This window comes from Mobilicoccus sp., from assembly GCF_032060985.1.
Classification (GTDB): domain Bacteria; phylum Actinomycetota; class Actinomycetes; order Actinomycetales; family Dermatophilaceae; genus Mobilicoccus.
Window position 1 is genome coordinate 269,556 of the sequence record NZ_DAMBGD010000001.1, and the last position, 21,292, is coordinate 290,847.

The following is a 21,292-nucleotide window of genomic DNA, read 5'->3' on the forward strand; positions in this document are numbered from 1 at the left end:
GTCATGGTCGAGCGCTTGCGGATGACGAACGAGGAGTACGCCCGGTTGGACCTGGGGGTCCATCGTGCCAAGGATGCGCTCGGCGGGGATCGCGTGGCCGGGGAGAGGGCCGCCGCCGCGGTCGGTCACGAGCGGCTGAGCCGGGTCGTCATGTCCCTGTCGGAGTCGTGGGGGATTCGTCGGACGCGCCTCATCTCCGACCTCGACGAGCTGCAGTCCCGGATCGCGCACATCGCCGAGACCTTCGAGGCCACCGACGTGCAGATCGCGGATCGGTGCGGTGGCGACGGAACCCGCCCGCAGAGCACGCCGCCGCAGCGGGATTCGGCTGGATCCGGTGAGCCGCCGTCGGGGCGGTCCGGCGTCCCCGGCCCGGGGGTGCCCGACCATCCCGAGCCGGGCGGGTCCGGTGGCGGGGAGGCGGAGCAGGTGTCTCCCGGGTCGCCGCCGCCCATGCCCGGGTCGGCCGACGGTCCACGGGAGACGCCTCCTGCCCCGACGACGCCCTCCGAGCTCGTCCCGGGCCCGGGACCGGCGGATCCGGGACCGGGAACGGTGGATCCGGTCCCGCTCCACGTCGGCACCGGCCCCGGCGGCGCCGATGTCCCGCCCGGGTACCCACCCGACACGTGGATCCCGAACCCGGAGGCGGGCCTCGACGATCCGGCCATGCCCGAGGTCGTCCGTCACCTCCTCGTCCGGATCCTCAGGTTGGCCGCCGACCCGGCGGCCCGCGAGCTCATCGGCGGCCTGGTGCTCGGATCGTTCGGAACGGGGGTCCTCGTCGCGGCCGGCCTGGCCACGGGCGGACGCGCCCCGCAGCCCGGTGCCTCGGGGCGGACGCCCCTCGAGGGGTCGCACCGCGAGCCCACCCTCGCACAGCCACCCGGCGTCGGGGGGCTGCCCGCCGCCGACGACGGCCGTCTCGATGCCGTTCGGGGCACCGGGCCCCTGCCCCGCCCTGCGGTCACCCCGGCCAGCTCGACCGCCGACGCTCCGGGCACCGTCGGCGGTCCCCCCGGCCCCGTTGCCGACCGCGACGGCGCGGCGCCCGCCGCCACCGTCCGGTTCCCCGCCCCCGCGACTCCCGGCGAACGGTTCGCTCCCCCTGCCGGTGGCGAGGAACCCGCCGCGGCCGCGACCGGCGCGCGTCCCGTACCGGCGGACACCGGCGAGGGCCGTGCGCCCGCGGCGGCCGTCCACGGCTCCGCCGCCGGTGCCCCCTCCGGCGCACCCGGCCCCGTCGGGGTGTCCGCCCACCACGGGGGATCCGGGGGAGGGGACGGGCGGACGCCGCCCGGCCTCCCCGATGCCGCCGTTCCGTCTGCGCAGCCGCACCGGACGGGTGAGGAGGACCGCGCCCCCGAGGGCGCGACGGCCGGATTCGGCATGGGGATGGCCTCGATGCTCGCCGGTACAGCCGGGAGGGGACGTGGCCAGGCCGACGGAGATGCGGACCGGTTGGAGCGGGCACGGCGGGAGTTGCGTCGGCTGGGGCGGGAAGAGGAACGATGAGACCTGCCGTCGATTGGAGCCCCCTGGGCTGGGGACAGGACCCGGTACCCGGCGACCCGGACGAGGTCGCCGATGCGGCCCGTCGGTTCGGTGACACCGCCCGAGAGCTGAGCGAGGCCGCGAGCCGCCTACGGGGACTCGGTGAGGATCAGCTCTCCACCGAGGCCGTGACGGTGCTCCTGGCCCGGGCGCACGAGCTCGCCGGTCGCATGGAGGCCGCGCGCACCCGTTACGACGAGGCCGAGGGTGCCCTGGCCCGGTACGCGCCGGTGCTGCGCGACGCCCAGGTGCGGTCGCTCGACGCCCAGCGGGTGGCGTGTGCGGCCGCCGAGGCCTACCGGCAGGCCCGCGCCCGCGCCGAGTACGACCGGGTCGAGTTGATGGCGCCGACGTACGGTTCGCCGGCGGAGGACTACCGTCGGCAGGAGCTGCAGGAGTCCTACGACCGGAACGTGACCTCCGCGCGGTCGGCCTCCGACGAACTCCGGAACGCGAGGGCGATGCTCGACCGGGCCATCGAGGATCGGGATGCCGCCGCGTCTCTGGCGGCCGACACCATCGAGGCCGTCGTCGACGACAGCCCCCTGAACGACACCCTGGGAGACCGGATCCGGGACGTGGTCGACCGGGTCGCCGAATCGCTCGACGACATCCGGTTGGAGAAGATCGGCGAGATCCTCCAGACGGCTTCCCTGGCATGCACGGTGGCCTCGCTGTTCTTCCCCCCACTCGCCCCGTTCGCCCAGGCCGTGGGGATCGCCGGCACGGTGCTCGAACTCGTCGGCGCCGGGGCACACAGTCACCGCACGGGGGACTGGTGGCACACGTTCGACGTCGCCGCGGGGGCTCTGGTCAGCTTCGGGGTGGGCAAGGCCGCCGGCGGTCTGGTGTCGAAGAAGGTGCCACAGTTCGTCGCCTCGGGGCGGAACGGGTTCCTGAAGTCGATCCTCGTCGAGACCGGGCCGGTCGTGCACCCGACGGCGTCCACGGCTCCCGTCGGGGCGGCCCTGGGGGTCCGCCGAGCGGTGGCGGTGCCGCCCCCACTGCCGCGGCCGACGGCGCGGATGACGGCGATGGCCGACGTCACCGATGTCGTGGCCGGTGAGTACGTCGGAGAGCCGCTGGCCCATGCCGTGGTGGGCGGGGTCCGGCGGCTCCTGGTTCGGGACGACCAGGCCATCACCCGCGGGACGACTCGCGGCGCCCAGGAGGTCGCACCATGAGACTTCAGGTTCAACTGCCCACCCGGTGGGTCCGGATCGACCTGGCAGGCGATGTCGACGCCCAGATCGACGAGTTCCTCGCCGCACGGCTGCTCACCGTGCCTCCCCGGCAGCGGACTGCTCTCGCACGCACGCTGGAGCCACTCCGGCAGGGTTACCGCTCGCTCGGCGACACCGCGGCGCTCATGGTCGCGTCGCCGGTGTACCCGGTCGACGGCCGCAGCGCCCATCCGCAGCTCGTCTTCCTCCCGTTCGACCCGCCGGAGGGGCAGACACCCCTGGACGCCGTCCTGGCCGTGGCCTCGACCGATGCGAGCGCCGCGCTCCTCGACCTGCCCGACGTCGTCGCCCTGCGCACGTCGAGTTCCGTTCCGATCCCCGAGCAGTCGGTCGGGTCGGGGACCCCCGGGCGCGACCTCGACGGGCGGGTGCCGCCCCTGACGACGCGCCGTTGGCGGTACCTCGTCGGCGACCCCACCCGGCCGCACGCGTGGCTCAGGGTGATGGCCGATGTCACCCTCCCCACCGCCGACGACGCCGGTGAGATCGAGAACCTCCTCGACGCCATCGCGGGCTCGGCCTGTCTCGCCGACGACGATCTCGACCCCACCACCCCACGGCATCCCCCCGCATCGACCACTCCCGAGGAGTCACGATGAGCGCCGCCGACACGCTGCACGCCCCCGAACGCCCCTTCCTCGTCCACATCCCGCAGCTCGTGGACCCCGCCGGGGTGCCGCAGTGGGTGGCCGCCTGCGCCCCGGTCGTCGCCGCCGGTCAACAGCGCAGCGACGACGAGGACTTCCTGGAGTTCGCCACGGCCACGCTGACCTATGCCCAGTGGGTGCCCCGTCCCGAGGGATTCGCGACCCGGATCATGGTGACCCCGGACCTCCTGCTCGGGCACATCCTGCTCGACATCCAGTTCCGGCCCTACCCGGCGGACTCGGAGCTCGTGCCCCGGCATCGGGCGCTGACCGACCTCGACGTCACCCCCGACGAGTGCTGGCGCGACGAGCAGCACATCTTCGGGCGGACGCGCCGTGAGGTGGTGGGGCGGCAGATCATGCGGCAGTGGTGGAGCGATGAACCGGCGGGGCCGGACCGCGTCCTCATGGCCGACTACGTCTGCGTCGCGAACCGCCCGGACAGCCCCCTGGGGCCCGTCGACGTCGTCGCCCTCACCACGACCAGCGAGGTCCATCTGCTCATCGAGTCGATGGTCCCCATCCACACCCTGCTTCTCGGACCGGAGGTGTTCGCCCCCCTCCCCACACAGCGCTGATCAGGGACGACCTCGTCAGTTCAACCGATCACCACGATGAACGAACAGGAGTGACCATGCCCAACCTCAACGTCTCCTACCAGGACATGCTCAACGAGGCGCAGATGTTGCGCCAGGGCCAGCAGGACATCACGCAGCAGCTCACGATGTTGCGCAACCGCATCAACAACCTCGTCACCAGCGGGTTCGTCACCGACGCCGCCTCGGGAGCGTTCAACGCCTCCTACGAGCAGTTCAACCAGGGGGCGACGCAGACGATCAGCGCCCTCGACAGCCTGGCCGCCAACCTCCAGACCATCGCGGACACGCTGCAGTCCACCGACCAGCAGCTCGCCCAGCAGATGCGCGGTCAGTGACCGCAGGAGGGGCCTCGGGTGCACCCGCGGGCAGCAGCGACGCCTCGCACGGTGTCCCTGCTGCCCGCGACCGGGCCGCCGGTGGGGCGCAGCTCCTCCGGACCATCGCGGCACGTCGGCGGACCATCGCGGCACATCGGGCCGATCACCCACCCGAGTGGGTCGGACGTCTGTGCGAGGCTGTCGTGAGGCGGTGTCGCGCCGCCGAATTGCGGATGCGCGGAGAGCGGCAGGGGAGGCCCTCGTGAATGGTGGTCGGCAGATCGGCAGCGAGTACCGGGTCGAGTCGATCCTCGGGCAGGGTGCGTCGGGGACGGTCTGGCTCGGGCATGACCGGGGGGATCGTCCGTGGGCGGTCAAGGTGCTCCGCGAGGAGTTGGCCACCGACCCGGGCGTGGTGCACCGGTTCGTGCGCGAGCGTGAGGTGTTGGCCTCGATCCGGCATCCGCATGTGGTGGGCGTGCATGACCTCGTCATCGAAGGATCCACGTTGGCGATCGTCATGGATCTCGTCGAGGGGCCCGATCTGCGGACCGTCCTGCGCCGCCGGGGCACGGTGGAGCCCGCCACGGTGGTCCGCTGGGGCGGACAGATCGCCGGGGCGTTGGCCGCGGCCCACGCGGCGGGGGTGCTCCACCGGGACGTCAAACCGGAGAACGTGCTGTTCGTGCAGGAGACGGGCGACGCGCTCCTCACCGACTTCGGCATCGCCCGTCTCATGGAGGGCGCGGCCCGGTCGATGACGCTCGTCGGCACCCCGCTCTACATGGCGCCGGAGGTCGCCGAGGACGAGCCGTTGACGGCGGCGGTCGATCTGTACGCCCTGGGCGTGTTGCTGTACGAACTATGTTGCGGGGTGAGCCCGTTCGCCGGTCACTCCTCGATGATGGCGACTCTGCGGGCGCACGCCCTGGAGGTGCCGGGCCGCCCCGAGGGCATCCCCGACCGGCTGTGGCAGCTCATCGACGAACTCCTCGAGAAGGACCCTCGGCACCGCCCGGCCGGTGCCGACACGGTGGCCGCCCGGTTGGCCGCCATGGCGCCCGATGTCGCCGAGGTCCCGGCCGCGCCCCTTCGTCGACAGCCTCCGCCGATCCGGCGCCACCTCGGCACCCCACCCGAGCAACGGCTCGGCGGCACGCAGATGATCCGTCCCGTGGCGCCCCTCGCCGCGAGTGGCGGCTATGTCGGGCGGGTCGAGGAGGTGTCCGCCCAGGTCCCTGCCAGGGCGTTCACCACGGCGATCGGCGACCGCACGGTGGAGAGCGAGTGGGACGAGGGATCCTCCCGCCGGATCCCGGCCATGGTGGCCGGGGCGACGCTCTGCCTCGTCGTGTGCGGCGCGGCCGTGGTGTACGCGATGGGGCCCGGGTCGGAGACTCAGGTGCCGACGAGCCGGGTGGTGACCCCGTCTCCGACGGCCCCTGCGCCCACCGGGTCCACACCGTCGATCGTCTCGACGTCGGCGCCGCCGACGTCGAACACCTCGACCGCGGCACGGTGGACGCCGACATCGCCACAGCTCGCGGCGCCGACGGTTCTCCCCGCGACCGCGCCGTCGGACACCTCCCGCTCGACCCCCTCATCGCCTGTTCCCTCCCCGTCCCCGACGAGGAAGTCCGTCGTCGCCACCCCGCCCGACGCGCCTGAGGAGGTCGAGACCCCCTCACCCAGGAAGAAGGTCGTCGGCCCCACGCCGAAGAAGGCGGTGGCGTCCAAGGTCGAGGACAAGCCCGTCACTGATCCGGTGCCCGATTCGGTCGTGGTGACCGACCCTGATCCCGACCCGGTGGTCGATCCGGAACCGCCGGCTCCGGGGCCGGATCCGGTAAAGGCTCAGGAGGGCAAACCGGTTCCGCCGCCCCCGTGGCCCGGGCACCCGTCGTGAGCGGGACGGACGACCCGATCCGGCCGGGATCACAGGGTCGGCGGCGTCTCGGTCCGGGTCGCGATCGGGGGCCGTCTGTACGTGTTCGCCGGCGCGGAGCGGTGACAGGATGTGCCCAGCTTCGAACCCGGGGAGGTCGTCGTGGACACGTGTGGGTCGTGTGGGAGGCCGATGCCGGCCCAGGCGCGGTTCTGCGGTCGGTGCGGAGCGGCGCACACAGCGGGTGACGACTGGGCGCAGACACGGGCCGACACGCTGGTGACGCCCCGATGGGCGCCGGGGCCGCCGATGACGTCACCGGCGGGGTATGCGTCACCGGCCTACCCGTCACCGGCCTACCCGTCACCCGCCTACGCGTCGCCGGCCCCGTCGGAGGAGGGCTACGAGCGGCGCGCCCGATCGAGCCCGTGGGTGTGGGGCGTGTCGGCGACGGTGCTCGTCATGGCCGTGGCCGCCGTCACCGCCCTGGTGACGGGGTGGCCGGACACCGCCGGCGATCCGGTGTCGGCCGGCACATCGGGGGCGTCGAGTGCGGCCGTGGTCGTCTCGGCGCCTCCGTCGACCGCGCCCGGGGGGGCGGCCGCCCCCACGGCGACGGCCGACTCGACGCCGCCACCGGCGTCCTCACCGGCGTCGGCCGGCGCGCAGGAACGGCTCGCGCGGGAACAGGCCCTCCACGATCAGTACCTCGACCAGCATCAGAGCGGCACCCTGACCGCAGAGGCCATGGCGAGCTACTACACCGCGCGCGTCGACTGGTACGGAGGCAACCTCTCGCGCGCGGACCTGTTCACGATCGTCGGGGCCGAGCCACGTACGGCGATCAGCGATCAGGTCTGCGGGTCCCGGACCGGGACGACCTATCGAGGCGGGTCGGCCGATGTGCTCCTGTTCCATCGACGGTACCGGGAGCCGGGGAGCGCGGTGAAGTCGATGTTCGTCGAGTACACCTTCGTGCTCGACGACACGCTCGGGGAACCGCGGATCGCGCGAGTACGCGAGGCGACGAGCTGCTGACCACGGGGGCCGGGTTCCGCGCCGCGCCGCGGGTTCGGCGGCATGCCGGTACCGGTACCACTCGTGGCCGGACACGGAGGTCCAGGTGAGCTGCGTGTTCGTCGACGGTGGAGCGCGGGGCCCCAGGATCGTCGAGGAGGCCGAGTGAGGCCGTGGCCCCGAGGCGTCCTGACCCCACGGTGTCGTGTCGCGTGGAGACGGGGCGCCGGGGTCCGGACGGGTCGGCGGGGGTGAGGGGCCCACGAGGCGGCGACGATTCGAGCAGGGGCGCACCCGCGTTCTACGCTGTGACCTCCGTGCACCGTGACCCCGCCACGGCGGGGGAGCGGTCCAGACGCCCCTCATCCGGGGGCCCGCCGGGCACCGCGACCGGGGACCCACCCTCGCGCGTCCGGCCGCGAGAAAGGTGATGGAGAGATGGCTGACCCCGCACGCGCCCGCAAGGTGGCGGACCGCATCAAGGTGATCGTCGCCGAGATGCTCGAGGGACGGATCAAGGACGAACGGCTCGGCTTCGTCACCATCACCGACGTCCGCGTCACCGGCGACCTCCAGAACGCCTCGGTGTTCTACACGGTGTTCGGCTCCGACGAGGAACGCGCCGCCACCGAGGAGGTCCTCACCGAGAACCGCGGTCGCATCCGCTCGGCCGTCGGCAAGGGCCTCGGCATCCGTCTCACCCCGACCCTCGAGTTCATCGCGGACGCGATCCCCGAGGGGGCGGCTCACCTCGAGGAGGTCCTCGAGGAGGCCAGGCGTCGCGACGCCGAACTCGCCGCCGCCCGTGCGGGCGCGACGTACGCCGGCGACGCCGACCCCTACCGCAGGGACGAGGACGATCTCGACGACGACGGGATCGACGAGGAGCTCGAGCACGGCGAGGTGAGCAGCGAGGACCTGAACGGCGGCCGCGACGACGCCGCGGGGCGGTTCGCAGGCGAGGAGGGCCTCGACGACGTCGACGGCGACCTCTCGACGGTCGAGGAGATCGACGGCGACGAGGACGTTCGCCGCGGCGACGGCACGGGCGCCTGAATCGTGGCCCGCGCGATCGACCCGACCGTCGGCGACGGACTCCTCGTCGTCGACAAGCCCGCAGGGTGGACCAGCCACCAGGTCGTCGGTGCCTGCCGACGGCTCGCGGGCACCCGCAAGGTCGGTCACGCGGGCACCCTCGACCCGATGGCGACGGGCGTCCTCGTCGTCGGGGTCAACAAGGCGACGCGGCTGCTCACCTATCTCGTCGGCGCCGACAAGACGTACACGGCGACGATCCGCCTCGGTGTGACGACGATGACCGACGACGCCGAGGGGGTCGCCACCGCGGTGGCCCCCTCCGGAGCCGTGGCCGCGCTCACCGACGCGGAGGTCGACGCCGCGGTGAGCGGTCTCAGCGGCGACATCACGCAGGTGCCGAGCACGGTGAGCGCGATCAAGATCGACGGCCGTCGTGCCTACGCCCGCGCCCGCTCCGGGGAGGACGTCGACCTCGCCGGACGCGCCGTGCGGGTCTCCCGGTTCGACGTCCTCGACCGGCGTCGCGTCGAGGCCGTCCCGCCGCAGGAGGAGGCCGACGACCCCTCGGCGGTCCACCGCCGCGACCGCGGCGAGGAGCGCACGCAGATCCCGGCGTCGTCCGTTCCCGCGACCCCCGTGCCCGTCCTCGACCTCGACGTCGAGGTGACGGTCTCCTCCGGCACCTACGTCCGTGCCCTCGCGCGCGACCTCGGTGCCGCCCTCGGGGTCGGCGGGCACCTCACCGCGCTGCGCCGCACGCGCGTCGGCGGCCTCGGGATCGACGTCGCCTCGACGATGGAGGAACTCGAATACGCCCGCGCCGCAGGAACGCCACGCGACGCACCCGACGGACGCCCGGGGACCTCGGGGCTGCCGCTCGTCTCCCTCGAGGACGCCGCGCGGGGCTCGATGCCGGTGCGTGCCCTCGACGCCGAGGAGGCCCGGCTCGTCGGACACGGCGTCCGCATCCCCTCGGCAGAGCCGGGGCGGGTCGGGCCCGTCGCGGCCCTGGACGACAGCGGCGCGCTCGTCGCGATCCTCGACGAGTCGTCCGAGCGCGTCATGCCCGAGGTCGTCTTCACCAGCCCCTGCCCGGCCTGACGACGGACGCGCGGCGTCCACCGCTGCGGGCGTCCGCCGTGCGCTCTACCGCGCGCTCCGAGTCGGGGATGCTCGCCGAGGTCTCGGGCCCGGGAGCCGCATGGCCCCCTCGCTGCTGCGATGTCCGTGACGCCTCACCGTCCCACGCCTCGGACGTCGGGGAGCCCGGAGGGGTCGGGCGGAATACCGGTCGGTAGAGGAGGGTTGCCGCCGTCGTCGGCCGACCCCACGGAGCACAGGAGCCCCCATGGAGACCTTCACCCACGACGGCATGACCTTCCGGGTCCGCGACGGCGGTCCGAGCGTCGCCCCGGAGGAGCGGACCGTCGTCCTCCTCCACGGGTTCCCGCAGACCTCGGCCGCGTGGAGCGACGTCAGCGACCGGCTTCACGCCCAGGGGCTGCGCACCCTCGCCCCCGACACCCGTGGCATCGCCCCCTCCGCCCGGCCCGCGCGTCGCGAGGAGTACCGCATCGACCGGCTGGTCTCCGACGTCGTCGGACTCCTCGACGCCGCCGGTCTCGACGCGGTCCACCTCGTCGGACACGACTGGGGCGGCGCGATCGCCTGGGCTTTCGTGCGCCGCCACCCCGACCGCGTCCGCAGCCTCACCGTGCTCTCGACCCCGCACCCGGGGGCGATGGCGTGGGCCATGCGGCACTCGACCCAGGGCCTGAAGAGCTGGTACATGCTGCCACTGCTCGTCCCCGCGGTTCCCGAGCTCGCCATCGGTTGGGGATTGCGCCGATTCGGCATGGCGGGTCTCGGCCTGCCGAAGGAGCAGGAACGGGAGTACGTCGACGCCCTCACCACGTTCGGGGCGCTCGGCGGGGCCATCGGCCCCTACCGGGGGATGACGACGCGCCGTCGCCGCTCCGCGGGTGCGTCGGAGTCGTCGTCTTGGTCTTCGCCGTCGTCCGCGCCGTCGTCGGCGCCCTCCACGGGACCACGGCGTTCGGGGCGTGGCGTCGCGGTGCCGACGACGTACGTCTGGGGTCGCCATGACGCCTACCTCGGCCGGGCGGCGGCGGAGCGCACGGGATCGCACTGCACCGGCGACTACCGGTTCGTCGAGGTCGACGCCGACCACTGGCTTCCCGAGAAGCAGTCCGAGCTCGTGGCACGGGAGATCGCCTCCCGCGTCCTCGGCACCGTGGACTGATCACGGGCGGCGACTGCCTGCGCCACGCTCACACGGCGCCCGTCTCGCCCGGTAGGGCAGCGAGGCACACGAGCAGGAGTGCGGCCTGCTCGGGGATCGAGGGATCGCAGCCGGTGAGGTCCCGCACCTGGCCGAGGCGGTTGAGCACGGTGTTGCGGTGGCAGTAGCTCGCGGCCGCCGTCTCGCTGACCGAGCCGCACGCCAGGTAGCTGCGCAGGGTGGAGACGAGCCGAGTCCGATCGGCGTCGGGGAGGGCCGTCAACGGGGCGGTCACCGCGTCGACGAGCGCGGTGAGCGCGTCCTCGTCGAGGTCGGCGCGGGCCAGGGGCAGCCAGAGGTCGCGGATGCGACGGGCGTCCTCGGACCCGACCGGCAGGACCCGGGCGAGGCGCAGCGCGAGCCGGGCGGAGCGCGGCAGGTCCTCGACGCCGTCGGCGAGCGGACCCACGGCGCAGGGCACTGAGCTCACACGTGCGGGCAGGATGCCCCGTCGCAGGTCACGGGCCTGGTCGGCGGTGAGGGAGGTGACGAGCAGGGCGTCGTCACCCCTCGTCTGCCAATGCACGGGGCGACGCTCGGCGATCAGCTCACGGAACCACGTCCATAGGCCACGGCGCCGCGTCGTGGGGACCGCGGCGACGAGGAGCGGTCCGTCCTCGGGCACTCCGAGGAGCCCGGCGAACCGGCCGACGAGCGCGGGAGTGACGGGTCCGTCCAGCAGCCGGGTGAGGACGGTGCCGACCTCGTCCTCCCGCTCCCGGGTCATGAGGGTCTGCTCCTCGAGGTAGGCCTGCTGCACGTCGCGGTTGTAACGCTCGACGACCTCCCAGAGTCGCTCGACGCGATCGAGGACCAACGGCATGTCCTCCGTCCGCATGGCGCCCCGGATGCGGGTCCACAACACCTCGACGTCGATCCGGATGGCCGACATGAGTGCGGGGAGTGGGACGCCACGGCGGGCCCGGTCGGTGCCGACGTCATGCGCAATGGTCACGTGATCCGCACGGGGCCGGCTCGCGAGTTCGTCGATGAGATGGGTGAACGACGAGACCGCGTCGTGCCGGAGGACGGCGAGCGGTACCTGCCCCCGTGAGTAGGGCTCGAGCAGGCCCACCGCGGAGAGGAAGTCCTCGACGATCCCGTCGAGATCGGCGCGCAGTCCGAGGACGAGGTCGTGCCACCGGCGGTCGGCGGCGTGGTCGTCGTTGTGCATGTGCCCAATTGTGCGCGGCGAATCGTGGGCACCTGCCCCTCGCCCGTGCGCGCCCTCCGCTGGCAGGCTTGCGAGATCACCGCGTCCCCGGCCAGAGCGCCGAGCACCGGACCGCACCGACGAGAGCCCGACACGGCCCCGTCACGACAGGAAGGCGTCCGAGGCAGGAAGGCGACCCGAGCCCACCCGACACCACCAGGACGGTGACATGCACCTCACTCCCCGGGAACAGGAACGGCTCCTGCTGGCGACGGCCGCCGATCTCGCCCGTCGCCGGATCGCCCGCGGCGCGCGCATCGGCGTCACCGAGGCGGTCGCGCTCGTGTGCGACGAGGTCCTCGAGGCGGCCTGGGACGGTGAGTCGCTGGCGCGGACGATCGAGCGAGGACGTGCCGTGGTGCCACGGGACAGGCTGCTCCCGGGCGCGGCGGCACTCGCACCGACGGTTCAGGTGGAGGCGCTCTTCCCCCACGGCACCGTGCTCGTGCACCTCGACGCGCCCCTGGGCCCACTCGAGGGGGAGCATCCACCGGGTGCGGTCATCGCCGCGACGGGGCACCGTGAGCTCGCCCGGGGGCGGGAACGTCGCGAGGCGCGGGTGACGAACACCGGGCACGCCGCCGTGTGGATCTCCTCGCACTTCCCGCTCGACGCGCTCAACCCCGCCGTCATCGTGGCGGGCCTGCCGGAGGGACGCTGGCGCCTCGATCTGCCGGCCGGCGTGTGCCGCGAGGTGGCCGCGGGGGAGTCGACCGTCCTGCCCGTCGTGCGGACGGGGCAGACCGAGGGGTCGGGACACCACGAGGCGGGAGATCCCGAAACGGGTCACACCGAGGGCACGGGTCGCATCGATGGCACGGGTCACATCGAGGAGGGCAGATGACCGAGTTCGACACCGGGGTGCCGAGCACCCGCTCCCGCGCGCTCGACCCGCGGGAGTACGTGAGTCTCTACGGCCCCACGGCGGGGGATCGGGTGCGTCTCGGCGACACCGACCTGTGGGTCGAGGTCGAGGGCGATGACACCGAGCTCGGGGAGGAACTCCTCGGGGGCTGCGGCAAGACCGCCCGGCACGGGGTGGGGGTGACGTCGAGGGCCGGGCGGGACAGCGCGCTCGACATGGCGATCCTCGGCGTGCTGCTGCTCGACCCGATCCTCGGCGTCCGCAAGACGAGCATCGGTGTCAAGGACGGGAGGATCGTCGGCGTCGGCCGCGCCGGGAACCCCGACCTGCAGGACGGCGTCGACCTCGTCGTCGACAGCCACACCGCGATGATCCCGGGCGAGGGGCTCATCGCCACACCGGGATTCGTCGACTCCCACGTCCATCTCTCCAACGCCGACCTCGCCCCGGCCGCCCTCTCCAGCGGCGTGACGACGGTCGTCGCCATGGGCATCGGCGGCGTCTGGGACGTCGGGGCCAACCCGGCCGGCAACCTCCACACCCTCATGGAGGGGTGGGCCGACGTACCCGTCAACGCCGCGTTCCTCGGGCGCGGGTCCTCGACGAGCGCGGGGCTGCTCGAACAGGCGGTCCTCGCGGGCAGCGGGGGGTTCAAGATCCACGAGGACTGGGGCGCGAGCCCCGAGGTCGTCGACACCTGCCTCGGCGTCGCCGAACACGCCGACCTGCCCGTCGCGCTCCACACCGACACCCTCAACGAGACCGGCTACCTCTCCGACACCCTCGCCGCGACGCGCGGCCGAACGGTGCACGCCTACCACGTCGAGGGCGGCGGCGGTCACCCCGACCTGTTGACGATCGTCGAACAGCCTCACGTCCTCACGTCCTCGACGACCCCCACCCTGCCGCTCACCCGGGACACCGTGGCCGAACTCGGACCGATGACGATGACCGTGCACCGCGGCCATGCCCATCTGCCGAGCGACCACGCGATCGCCGCCGTCCGCATCCGGGAGCACGCGATCGCCGCCGAGAACGCGCTCCACGACCAGGGCGCGATCAGCATCATCAACTCCGACTCCCTCGGGATGGGCCGGGGCGCCGAGATGGGCCGGCGTGCCTGGCAGCTGGCCCACGTCCAGGCGGGTCTCGCGGGGGAGACCGGACCGGAGCGGCCCGCGAACGCCCGGGTCCTGCGCTACCTCGCCAAGCTCACGATCAACGCCGCCATCGCCCACGGCCTCGCCGCTCATGTCGGCAGCATCCGGCCCGGGCGCCTCGCCGACATCGTCCTGTGGAACCCGGCATGGTTCGGCACGTCCCCCGAGCTCGTCGTCAAGAGCGGATTCGTGGCCTGGGGCCACGCCGGCAGCGGGTCCGGCTCGACCCGACTCGGCCAGCCCCGCCGGATGCGGGCCTTCTACGGCGGGCACGGCACGGCGCCGCAGCGCCTCGCGCACCTGTTCGTCGGACGGGACTGCCTGGAGACCCCGAGCGCCCGGGCCGCGTTGCCGTCGGGGCGGACGTACTCGGCCGTCTCGGGCAGCCGCGGACTCACGTGCGCCGACATGCGGCGCAACGACGGGACCCCGCACGTCGAGGTGCCCGGGGAACCGACACCCGTGCGCATCGACGGCACGGCCGTCCCTCTCACCTACGCCGAGTCCCTGCCGCTCGGGCGACTCCACCACCTCGCGTGAGGAACCTGCCGTGAACGTCGACCTGCTCCTGCGCGGTGACATCGTCACCCTCGACCGGGACCGTCCCCGGGCCGAGGTCCTCGCCGTCCACCACGGCCGGATCCTCGCGGTCGGGGACCGTCACGAGGTCACGGGCCTGCGCGCCGACGTCGAGATCGACCTCGGCGACGCCACCGTCCTGCCCGGGTTCGGCGACGCCCACAACCACATGGCCTGGTACGGGCTCACCCTCGACGAGATCGACCTCCTCGGTGTCGACGATCTCGAACGGCTCTACGCCCTCGTGGCCGAGCGGGCCGCGGCCGCCGCGCCCGGCGCGATGATCGTCGGCAGCGGATACGACGACAACGTCCTCGGCGCGAACCCGGACCGGGCTCGGCTCGACGAGGCCGCCGGGGGACGCGAGGTGTGGCTCACCCACCGCTCCGGTCACGTCTGCGTCGTCAACACCCCGCTGCTGCGGCGCGTCGGCCTCCTCGACGGGTCGGCGCACGTGCCCGAGGGTGGGGTCGTCGAGGTGCGCCGCGGCGAGCCCACGGGGGTCCTGCAGGAGCAGGCCCAGAACCTCGTCGTCGACGTCGTCACCCCCTACCCCCTCGACCGGCTCACGCAGGCCCTCGCCCGCGCCTCGCACGTCTACGCCGCCGAAGGCCTCACCCACGTCACCGAGTGCGGGATCGGCGCCGGCTGGCTCGGCAAGAGCCCGATCGAACTCGCCGCCTACCAGCTCGCCTCGGCGCGAGGGGAACTCGCCGTACGGGCCCAGGTGATGCCGTGCGTCTCGGCGCTGCACGACATCCGCGGCCACGACGACGACGGCGTCGAGTTCGGGCTCGACCTCGGCATGCGCACCGGATTCGGCGACGACCGGGTGCGGCTCGGTGCGGTGAAGATCTGGCTCGACGGGTCGATGCTCGGTCGCACGGCGGCGGTGCGGGCGCCGTTCGCCTGCCGGTGCACGGGCGATCCGCCGAACTCCGGCTACCTGCAAGACGACCCGGCGCGGATGCGTCGGCAGATGATCGCCGCGCACGTCGGCGGCTGGCAGGTCGCGGCCCACGCGATCGGCGACGCCGCGGTCGACTTCGCCCTCGACGTCTTCGCCGAGGCCCAGGAGCGCCTGCCGCGACCGGAGGCGCGCCACCGGATCGAGCACGCCGGTCTCGTCTCCGACGAACAGATCGCCCGCATGGCGGGCCTCGGCCTCACCCCGACCCCGCAGCACCGGTTCCTTCACGACATCGGCGACTCGATGGCCGCCGCCGTCGGGCCCGACCGGGAGCACCTGCTCTACCGCCACCGATCCTTCCTCGACGCGGGCATCCGGGTGCCCGGCAGCTCCGACCGGCCCGTCTCCGCCGGCGCGCCCCTGCTCGGCATCGCCTCGATGCAGGAGCGCCTCACCTCGGCGGGGCGGCTGCTGGGCTCGGGGGAGACCGTCGACGCCGAGACCGCCGTCCGCGGCTACACCGTCGACACCGCCTGGATCGCCGGTGACGAGGAGCGCCGCGGTCGGCTGCGTCCGGGCATGCTCGCCGACCTCGTCGTCCTCGACCGCGACATCACCACCGCCGCCCCCGAGGACACGGCGAGCGCCACCGTGCTCGCCACCCTCGTCGACGGCCTGGCGACCCACGCCGACGCCGCACTCGATCACCTGCCCCCGTTCCGACCAGTCCCCTGACCCCCGAAGGAAGTCACCGACATGGCCGATCACGCCCCCACCACGAACCACCTGCCGGAAGGCGTCGACGAAGGCGCCGAGGCGCGCAAGGTCGCCTTCGGCGCGTTCGTCGGCACCGCCCTCGAGTGGTACGACTTCTTCCTCTACGGCACCGCCGCCTCGCTGGTCTTCAACCACATGTTCTTCGCGACCGACGACCCCCTCGTCGCGACGATGGCGGCGTTCGCGACCTTCGCGGTCGGGTTCGTCGCCCGCCCGATCGGAGCGATCCTCTTCGGGCAGATGGGCGACAGGGTGGGCCGCAAGAGGACCCTCATCGTCACCGTCGTGATGATCGGTGTCGTCACGGCGCTCATCGGCCTGCTGCCGACGTACGCGACGATCGGCGTGGCGGCCCCGGTCCTGCTCACGAGCCTGCGGCTGTTGCAGGGCATCGCGGTCGGCGGCGAGTGGGGCGGAGCGGTGACCCTCGCCGTCGAGCATGCACCCGTCGAGAAGCGGGGCCGCTACGCGGTGATGCCGCAGATCGGGTCGCCCGTCGGCACGCTGCTGTCCTCGGGTGCGTTCCTCGCGGTGAGCCTGCTGCCCAAGGAATCGTTCGACTCATGGGGGTGGCGACTGCCGTTCCTCGCGGCGATCCCGCTGCTCGGGATCGCCCTGTGGCTGCGTGTGCGGATCGAGGAGTCCCCGCTGTTCGAGCAGATGCTCGAGGAGGACAGCACCGCCCGGACGCCGGTGCGGTCGGTGTTCGCGGAGGCGCTGCCCGGCCTGCTCATCGGCGCGGGGACGACGCTGCTCGGTGTCGGCGGGTTCTACCTCGTCACGACGTTCATGATCGCCTACGGCACGGGCACCCTCGGCCTCGACAAGTCGCTGCTGCTCACCGCCACCCTCGCGGCCGCCGCGATCGAGATCCTCGTCCTCCTCGTCGCCGGCCGCCTCGTCGAGCGCATCGGCGGCGGCATGGTCACCATCGTCGGAGGTCTGGCGAGCGCGGCCGCGGCCTTCCCCGTCTTCGCCCTCGTCGACACGAAGAACTCCGTGCTCGTCGTCACCGGGATCGTCCTCGGCATCGCCCTGCTCTCGGTCTCGTACGCCGCCTCCGGGGTCGTGCTCACCGCCCTCTTCCCCGCCCGGTTGCGCTACACCGGTGTCGCGCTCGCGGCCAACTTCGCCGCGGTCGTCAGTGGGTTCGTCCCGATGGCGGCGACCGGGCTGCTCGCCTGGGGTGACGAGACGTCCGTCGGGCCCGCGTGGCTGCTCGTCGGTCTCTCGCTCGTCACGGCGCTCAGCGGCTTCCTCGCCACCCGACGCCCCGACTCCGCGGCGCAGGAGCTGAGCGGTGGCCGGGTGGTGACCGGCGCGTGAGCACGCCGGAGCCCTCCCGGTCGGCCGGGCACGCGGTCGTCGAGCAGCTCCTCGCCCTCGGGGTGAGGCGCGCCTACCTCGTGCCCGGCGAGAGCTTCCTCGACGTCCTCGACGGGATGCACGGCAGTGACCTCGATGCCGTGGTCTGCCGCCAGGAGGGCGGGGCCGGCTTCATGGCCCTCGCCGAGGCCCGGCTGAACGGCGGTGTCGGCGTCGCGATGGTGACCCGTGGGCCCGGTGCGGCGAACGCCGCCATCGCCGTCCACACGGCCTGGCAGGACTGCACCCCGATGGTCCTGTTCGTCGGGTTGATCCCCGTCGCCGACCGCGGCCGGGAGTCCTTCCAGGAGTTCGGCATCGAGGGGTGGTTCGGCACGACGGCCAAGGAGGTCGTCGTCCTCGACGACCCGTCCCGCGCGTGCACGATCGTGCGGGACGCGGTCCACCTGGCCTGCTCGGGACGCCCGGGACCCGTCGTCGTCGGCCTGCCGGAGGACCTCCTGCGGGAACCGTGTCCTCAACCGGTCGCGGCCCCCCGCGCCCTCCCGAGGGGCGTGTCGGTCGACGACGTGGCGAGGCTCACCGACCTCGTGCGTGCGGCGTCACGGCCGGTCGTCGTCTGCGGCGGGGACCGGTTCGACGACCGTGCCTCGGCCGACCTGCGGCGCTGGGTCGAGACGTGGGCCCTGCCCGTCCTCAGCGACTTCCGGGCCCAGGACAAGCTCGACCACGACAGTCCGAGCTGGTGCGGTCCCCTCGGGTACGGGCGGTCGGACGCCGCCGCACGCCTCCTCGACGAGGCCGACGTCGTCGTCCACCTCGACTCGGTGCGGGGGGACGTGCTCTCCGACGGGTACACCCTCGGTGCGCAGGGGGCGCGGGTGATCCTTGTCTCCACCGACCCCGGGGCGCACGGGCACGAGGGGCCGGTGGACCTGCACGTCCTCGCCTCCCCGGGCTCCGTCCTCGCCGTCCTCGCCGGGTCGGCGGCGACCGGTGCGCACTACCGGCCCGACACGACCCCGCCGACGGAACCGCCCTGGCGGGTGTGGGCGGAGGCCGCGCGCCGGGAGCACGTGAGGTGGGCGACGCCGAGGCCCGCGCCGGTCATCGAGGAGCCGCTCATCGAGGCGGAGGTCGCCGAGGCGCCGGTCGACCTCGGCGCCGTCCTGGCCCGTCTCGCCGAGCGGATGGACCCCGACGCGGTCGTCACCTACGGCGCCGGCAACCACTCGATCTGGGCGCAGCGGTTCCTGCCACACCACCGGTGCCCCTCGCTGTTGGCCCCCCGCAACGGTGCGATGGGATTCGGTGTCCCGGCCGCCGTCGCCGCCGCGATCACCCAGCCGGGTCGGCAGGTCGTCACGATCGCGGGTGACGGCTGCTTCCTCATGAACGCCCAGGAGCTCGCCGTCGCCGCAGGTCGCGAGGCCCGACTGCTCGCGCTCGTCGTCGACAACGCGCAGTACGGCACCATCCGGGCCCACCAGGAGGCCCACCACCCCGGCCGGGTGAGCGGCACCTTTCTCGAGAACCCCGACTTCGCCCTCCTCGCCGAGGGCTACGGGGGTCGTGGTTGGACGGCGCGCACGACCGAGGAGGCCCTCGCCGCCCTCGACGCCGCACTCCTGCACGACGGGGTCGCCCTCGTCCACCTGCTCGTGGGTCACGACGTCCTCGCCCCGCCGGGGGAGGAAGCGACCGAGGTCGCGGTCCCCTGAGCCCCCGTGGCCACGTCGTCCACGGCCGACGGGGACCACACCCGACACGACGCGGGGACGACAGCCCGAGAGCACGCGGGACCACATGAGAGGACGCGGGACTACATCCCGATGAGCACGAGTCCGGCCGCGGCGAGCGCCATGCCGAGGAGTTGGGCGCGGGTGAGGCGTTCGCCGAGCAGCACGACGGCGAGGACGACGGTGACGGCCGGGAACAGCGAGACGACGACGCTGCCGATCGAGAGCCATGTCTGCTGGAGGGCGAGCAGCATGGTGACGTGCGCGGTCGTGTCGAGGACCCCGATGATCACTGCGTAGGTGAGCGCGGGACCCGGGGGCGGGGGACGGAGCTCGCCGCGGGAGAAGGCGACGATCATCACCGCCGCCGTGGCCGTCCATCGCGCCGCGAGGAGCGGCCACAGACCGGCCCCCGCGGGGATCCGCCCGGTGAAGACGAAGCTCGCCGCGAACGAGACCCCGGCTCCGAGGGTGAGCAGCGCCACCGGCCGCGAGAACGGGCGGTCGGCGGCGGTGTGCTCGTGCGGCGTGAGGCTGACGAGGACGGTGGCCACGAGGGCGAGGACCACGCCGACGAGCGCGAGCGGGTGCGGACGCTCGCCGAGCGCGAGCCCGACGGCGAGTGGCACCGACGATCCGAGCAGCGCGGTCACGGGGGAGACGATGCTGATCGGGCCGGTCGCGAGCGCGAGGAAGAACGTCCACGCCGCGGCCGCCATCGCGAGCCCGGCGGCGGCGCCCCACGCGAGATCGGTGAGAGAGGCGTGGCCGGCACCCTGCATGAGCGCGGCGACGGTGATGAGCACGGCCGAGACCGGGTAGGAGACGACGAGCGCCCGCAGGACGGCGACGCGTCGTGCGGCGAGACCTCCGAAGAAGTCGCTCACCCCGTAGGCGAGGGCCGAACACAACGCGAGCACGAGCGAGGCCACGGGGTACAGGTCCTTTCGCGCGACATGGTCCCGGACCAGGGTAGGCGGTCCCCGGCCGCGGCGACCAGGAGGGTCACGCCGAGCGTCGGCCACCCGCTCGCCGGGGGGTCGGGCCCGTTCCTCGCACCCCGTTAGAGTGGCCGGGTGCAGCGCTGGCGAACCCTCGAGCAGATTCCCGACGACCTCGGTCGGTGCGTCGTCACCCTCGGCAACTTCGACGGAGTCCATCGCGGGCACCGTGCCGTGCTCGACAGGTGCGTGAGCCGCGCTCGCGAGGAGGGCGGAGCGGCCGTGGCCGTGACGTTCGACCCGCATCCTCTCGCCGTGCTGCGGCCCGAGGCCGCTCCCGCCCTCATCACCTCGACAGCCCAGCGACTCGATCTCCTCGAGCACGCGGGCCTCGACGGCGTCCTGCTCATGGAGTTCACCCGGGAACTCGCGTCGTGGAGCCCGGAGAGGTTCGTTCAGGAGGTCTTCGTCGACGCCCTGCACGCCTGCGCCGTGGTCGTCGGCGCCGACACCCGCTTCGGGGTCAAGAACTCCGGCGACGTGCAGACCCTCGCCGCCCTGGGCGAACAGCACGGCTTCGACGTCGTCGTCGTCGAGGACGTCGGCGAGGAGCAGACCGCGCGGTGGTCCTCCTCCCAGGTGCGCACGCTGCTCGCCGAGGGTGAGGTCGGTCAGGCCGCCGAACTGCTCGCCCGCGCGCACACCGTCGGCGGCGTCGTCGTCCACGGCCACCACCGGGGTCGCGAGATCGGTTACCCCACCGCGAATCTCGCCCAGGACAGCGACGGTCTCGTGCCCGCGGACGGGGTGTACGCCGGGTGGCTCCTCCGTCCCGAGGTCGAGGCCTCCGACCCCGACGCCGTGCTCCCGGCCGCGATCTCGGTGGGCACGAACCCGACGTTCGCGGGCGTCGAGCGCACCGTCGAGGCCTACGTGCTCGACCGTGACGACCTCGATCTCTACGACGAGCACGTCGTCGTCGAGTTCGTCGAGCGGCTCCGGCCGATGCTGCGGTTCGACTCCGTCGACGACCTCATCGCCCGCATGGCCGAGGATGTCGACCGGGCACGGGCACTCCTCGCCCCCGGGCGCGAGGCCCGCGCGTCCCGCAGGTGACCCGCCGGTAATCTTTCTCACGTTTCCTCTTCTCCTCGCGCCGATGTGTTGGCACAATCGTGC

Annotated in this window: 17 protein-coding genes and 1 pseudogene; 16 read left to right on the top strand and 2 right to left on the bottom strand. The window is 73.3% G+C overall.

What is annotated here, in order from left to right; translation table 11 throughout:
* Window positions 1-3 precede the first annotated feature (3 nt).
* From RT054_RS01165 to RT054_RS01210, 10 genes and pseudogenes are all read left to right on the top strand, one after another.
* Window positions 4-1,515 (top strand): hypothetical protein, encoded by a 1,512-nt coding sequence (locus tag RT054_RS01165; protein ID WP_313021688.1) that lies wholly within the window; start codon window positions 4-6, stop codon window positions 1,513-1,515.
* Window positions 1,512-2,738, top strand: coding sequence for a putative T7SS-secreted protein (locus RT054_RS01170; RefSeq protein WP_313021690.1), 1,227 nt, complete (start codon window positions 1,512-1,514; stop codon window positions 2,736-2,738). Before RT054_RS01165 ends, RT054_RS01170 begins: the two co-directional genes overlap by 4 nt.
* Entirely contained in the window at window positions 2,735-3,397 is a 663-nt protein-coding gene (locus RT054_RS01175) for a hypothetical protein (protein WP_313021691.1), read from the top strand. The genes RT054_RS01170 and RT054_RS01175 overlap by 4 nt, the downstream gene beginning before the upstream one ends.
* Window positions 3,394-4,023, top strand: coding sequence for a hypothetical protein (locus RT054_RS01180; protein WP_313021692.1), 630 nt, complete (start codon window positions 3,394-3,396; stop codon window positions 4,021-4,023). The genes RT054_RS01175 and RT054_RS01180 overlap by 4 nt, the downstream gene beginning before the upstream one ends.
* Window positions 4,024-4,079: 56 nt before the next feature.
* Complete coding sequence (locus tag RT054_RS01185; RefSeq protein ID WP_312719539.1) at window positions 4,080-4,379, top strand: WXG100 family type VII secretion target; 300 nt, start codon at window positions 4,080-4,082, stop codon at window positions 4,377-4,379.
* A gap of 244 nt (window positions 4,380-4,623) precedes the next feature.
* On the top strand, window positions 4,624-6,267 hold the full coding sequence (locus RT054_RS01190) for a protein kinase domain-containing protein (protein ID WP_313021694.1): 1,644 nt from the start codon (window positions 4,624-4,626) through the stop codon (window positions 6,265-6,267).
* Window positions 6,268-6,555: 288 nt separating this feature from the next.
* Entirely contained in the window at window positions 6,556-7,284 is a 729-nt protein-coding gene (locus RT054_RS01195) for a hypothetical protein (RefSeq protein ID WP_313021696.1), read from the top strand.
* A gap of 417 nt (window positions 7,285-7,701) precedes the next feature.
* A pseudogene (gene rbfA, locus RT054_RS01200) lies at window positions 7,702-8,151 on the top strand (30S ribosome-binding factor RbfA); the annotation flags it as partial.
* A 171-nt stretch (window positions 8,152-8,322) separates the two neighbouring features.
* The gene (gene truB, locus RT054_RS01205; protein ID WP_313021697.1) at window positions 8,323-9,402 is read left to right on the top strand and encodes a tRNA pseudouridine(55) synthase TruB; all 1,080 of its coding nucleotides are present in this window, start codon (window positions 8,323-8,325) and stop codon (window positions 9,400-9,402) included.
* Window positions 9,403-9,649: 247 nt separating this feature from the next.
* A complete protein-coding gene (locus RT054_RS01210) occupies window positions 9,650-10,564 on the top strand; it encodes an alpha/beta fold hydrolase (RefSeq protein ID WP_313021699.1) in 915 nt (304 codons plus the stop codon).
* Between the two features lie 28 nt (window positions 10,565-10,592).
* On the opposite strand, the gene RT054_RS01215 is transcribed toward RT054_RS01210, so the two are convergent.
* A complete protein-coding gene (locus RT054_RS01215) occupies window positions 10,593-11,777 on the bottom strand; it encodes a helix-turn-helix domain-containing protein (protein ID WP_313021700.1) in 1,185 nt (394 codons plus the stop codon).
* Window positions 11,778-11,985: 208 nt separating this feature from the next.
* Here RT054_RS01215 and RT054_RS01220 point away from each other — a divergent pair, with 208 nt between their 5' ends.
* Genes RT054_RS01220 through RT054_RS01240 form a run of 5 tightly spaced genes read left to right on the top strand, consistent with a single transcriptional unit; the run spans window position 11,986 to window position 19,154 of the window.
* Window positions 11,986-12,660 (top strand): urease subunit gamma, encoded by a 675-nt coding sequence (locus RT054_RS01220; RefSeq protein ID WP_313021701.1) that lies wholly within the window; start codon window positions 11,986-11,988, stop codon window positions 12,658-12,660.
* Window positions 12,657-14,381, top strand: coding sequence for an urease subunit alpha (locus RT054_RS01225; protein ID WP_313021702.1), 1,725 nt, complete (start codon window positions 12,657-12,659; stop codon window positions 14,379-14,381). Before RT054_RS01220 ends, RT054_RS01225 begins: the two co-directional genes overlap by 4 nt.
* A gap of 10 nt (window positions 14,382-14,391) precedes the next feature.
* Entirely contained in the window at window positions 14,392-16,065 is a 1,674-nt protein-coding gene (locus RT054_RS01230) for an amidohydrolase (RefSeq protein WP_313021703.1), read from the top strand.
* A gap of 21 nt (window positions 16,066-16,086) precedes the next feature.
* Complete coding sequence (locus tag RT054_RS01235) at window positions 16,087-17,433, top strand: MFS transporter (RefSeq protein WP_313021704.1); 1,347 nt, start codon at window positions 16,087-16,089, stop codon at window positions 17,431-17,433.
* Entirely contained in the window at window positions 17,430-19,154 is a 1,725-nt protein-coding gene (locus RT054_RS01240) for a thiamine pyrophosphate-dependent enzyme (protein WP_313021705.1), read from the top strand. The genes RT054_RS01235 and RT054_RS01240 overlap by 4 nt, the downstream gene beginning before the upstream one ends.
* A gap of 101 nt (window positions 19,155-19,255) precedes the next feature.
* Here the strand turns inward: RT054_RS01240 and RT054_RS01245 are convergent, their stop codons facing one another.
* Window positions 19,256-20,104 (bottom strand): DMT family transporter, encoded by an 849-nt coding sequence (locus tag RT054_RS01245; RefSeq protein ID WP_313021707.1) that lies wholly within the window; start codon window positions 20,102-20,104, stop codon window positions 19,256-19,258.
* Window positions 20,105-20,248: 144 nt separating this feature from the next.
* Between RT054_RS01245 and RT054_RS01250 the strand changes: the two genes are divergently transcribed.
* Window positions 20,249-21,229 (top strand): bifunctional riboflavin kinase/FAD synthetase, encoded by a 981-nt coding sequence (locus RT054_RS01250; protein WP_313021709.1) that lies wholly within the window; start codon window positions 20,249-20,251, stop codon window positions 21,227-21,229.
* The last annotated feature ends 63 nt before the right edge of the window (window positions 21,230-21,292 follow it).

Excerpts from the sequence above, each read along its gene's own strand:
- RT054_RS01165 (WP_313021688.1), top strand. The coding sequence starts at position 4 with ATGGTCGAGCGCTTGCGGATGACGAACGAGGAGTACGCCCGGTTGGAC.
- RT054_RS01170 (WP_313021690.1), top strand. The coding sequence starts at position 1,512 with ATGAGACCTGCCGTCGATTGGAGCCCCCTGGGCTGGGGACAGGACCCG.
- RT054_RS01175 (WP_313021691.1), top strand. The coding sequence starts at position 2,735 with ATGAGACTTCAGGTTCAACTGCCCACCCGGTGGGTCCGGATCGACCTG.
- RT054_RS01180 (WP_313021692.1), top strand. The coding sequence starts at position 3,394 with ATGAGCGCCGCCGACACGCTGCACGCCCCCGAACGCCCCTTCCTCGTC.
- RT054_RS01185 (WP_312719539.1), top strand. The coding sequence starts at position 4,080 with ATGCCCAACCTCAACGTCTCCTACCAGGACATGCTCAACGAGGCGCAG.
- RT054_RS01195 (WP_313021696.1), top strand. The coding sequence starts at position 6,556 with ATGACGTCACCGGCGGGGTATGCGTCACCGGCCTACCCGTCACCGGCC.
- RT054_RS01210 (WP_313021699.1), top strand. The coding sequence starts at position 9,650 with ATGGAGACCTTCACCCACGACGGCATGACCTTCCGGGTCCGCGACGGC.
- RT054_RS01215 (WP_313021700.1), bottom strand. The coding sequence starts at position 11,777 with ATGCACAACGACGACCACGCCGCCGACCGCCGGTGGCACGACCTCGTC.
- RT054_RS01220 (WP_313021701.1), top strand. The coding sequence starts at position 11,986 with ATGCACCTCACTCCCCGGGAACAGGAACGGCTCCTGCTGGCGACGGCC.
- RT054_RS01225 (WP_313021702.1), top strand. The coding sequence starts at position 12,657 with ATGACCGAGTTCGACACCGGGGTGCCGAGCACCCGCTCCCGCGCGCTC.
- RT054_RS01235 (WP_313021704.1), top strand. The coding sequence starts at position 16,087 with ATGGCCGATCACGCCCCCACCACGAACCACCTGCCGGAAGGCGTCGAC.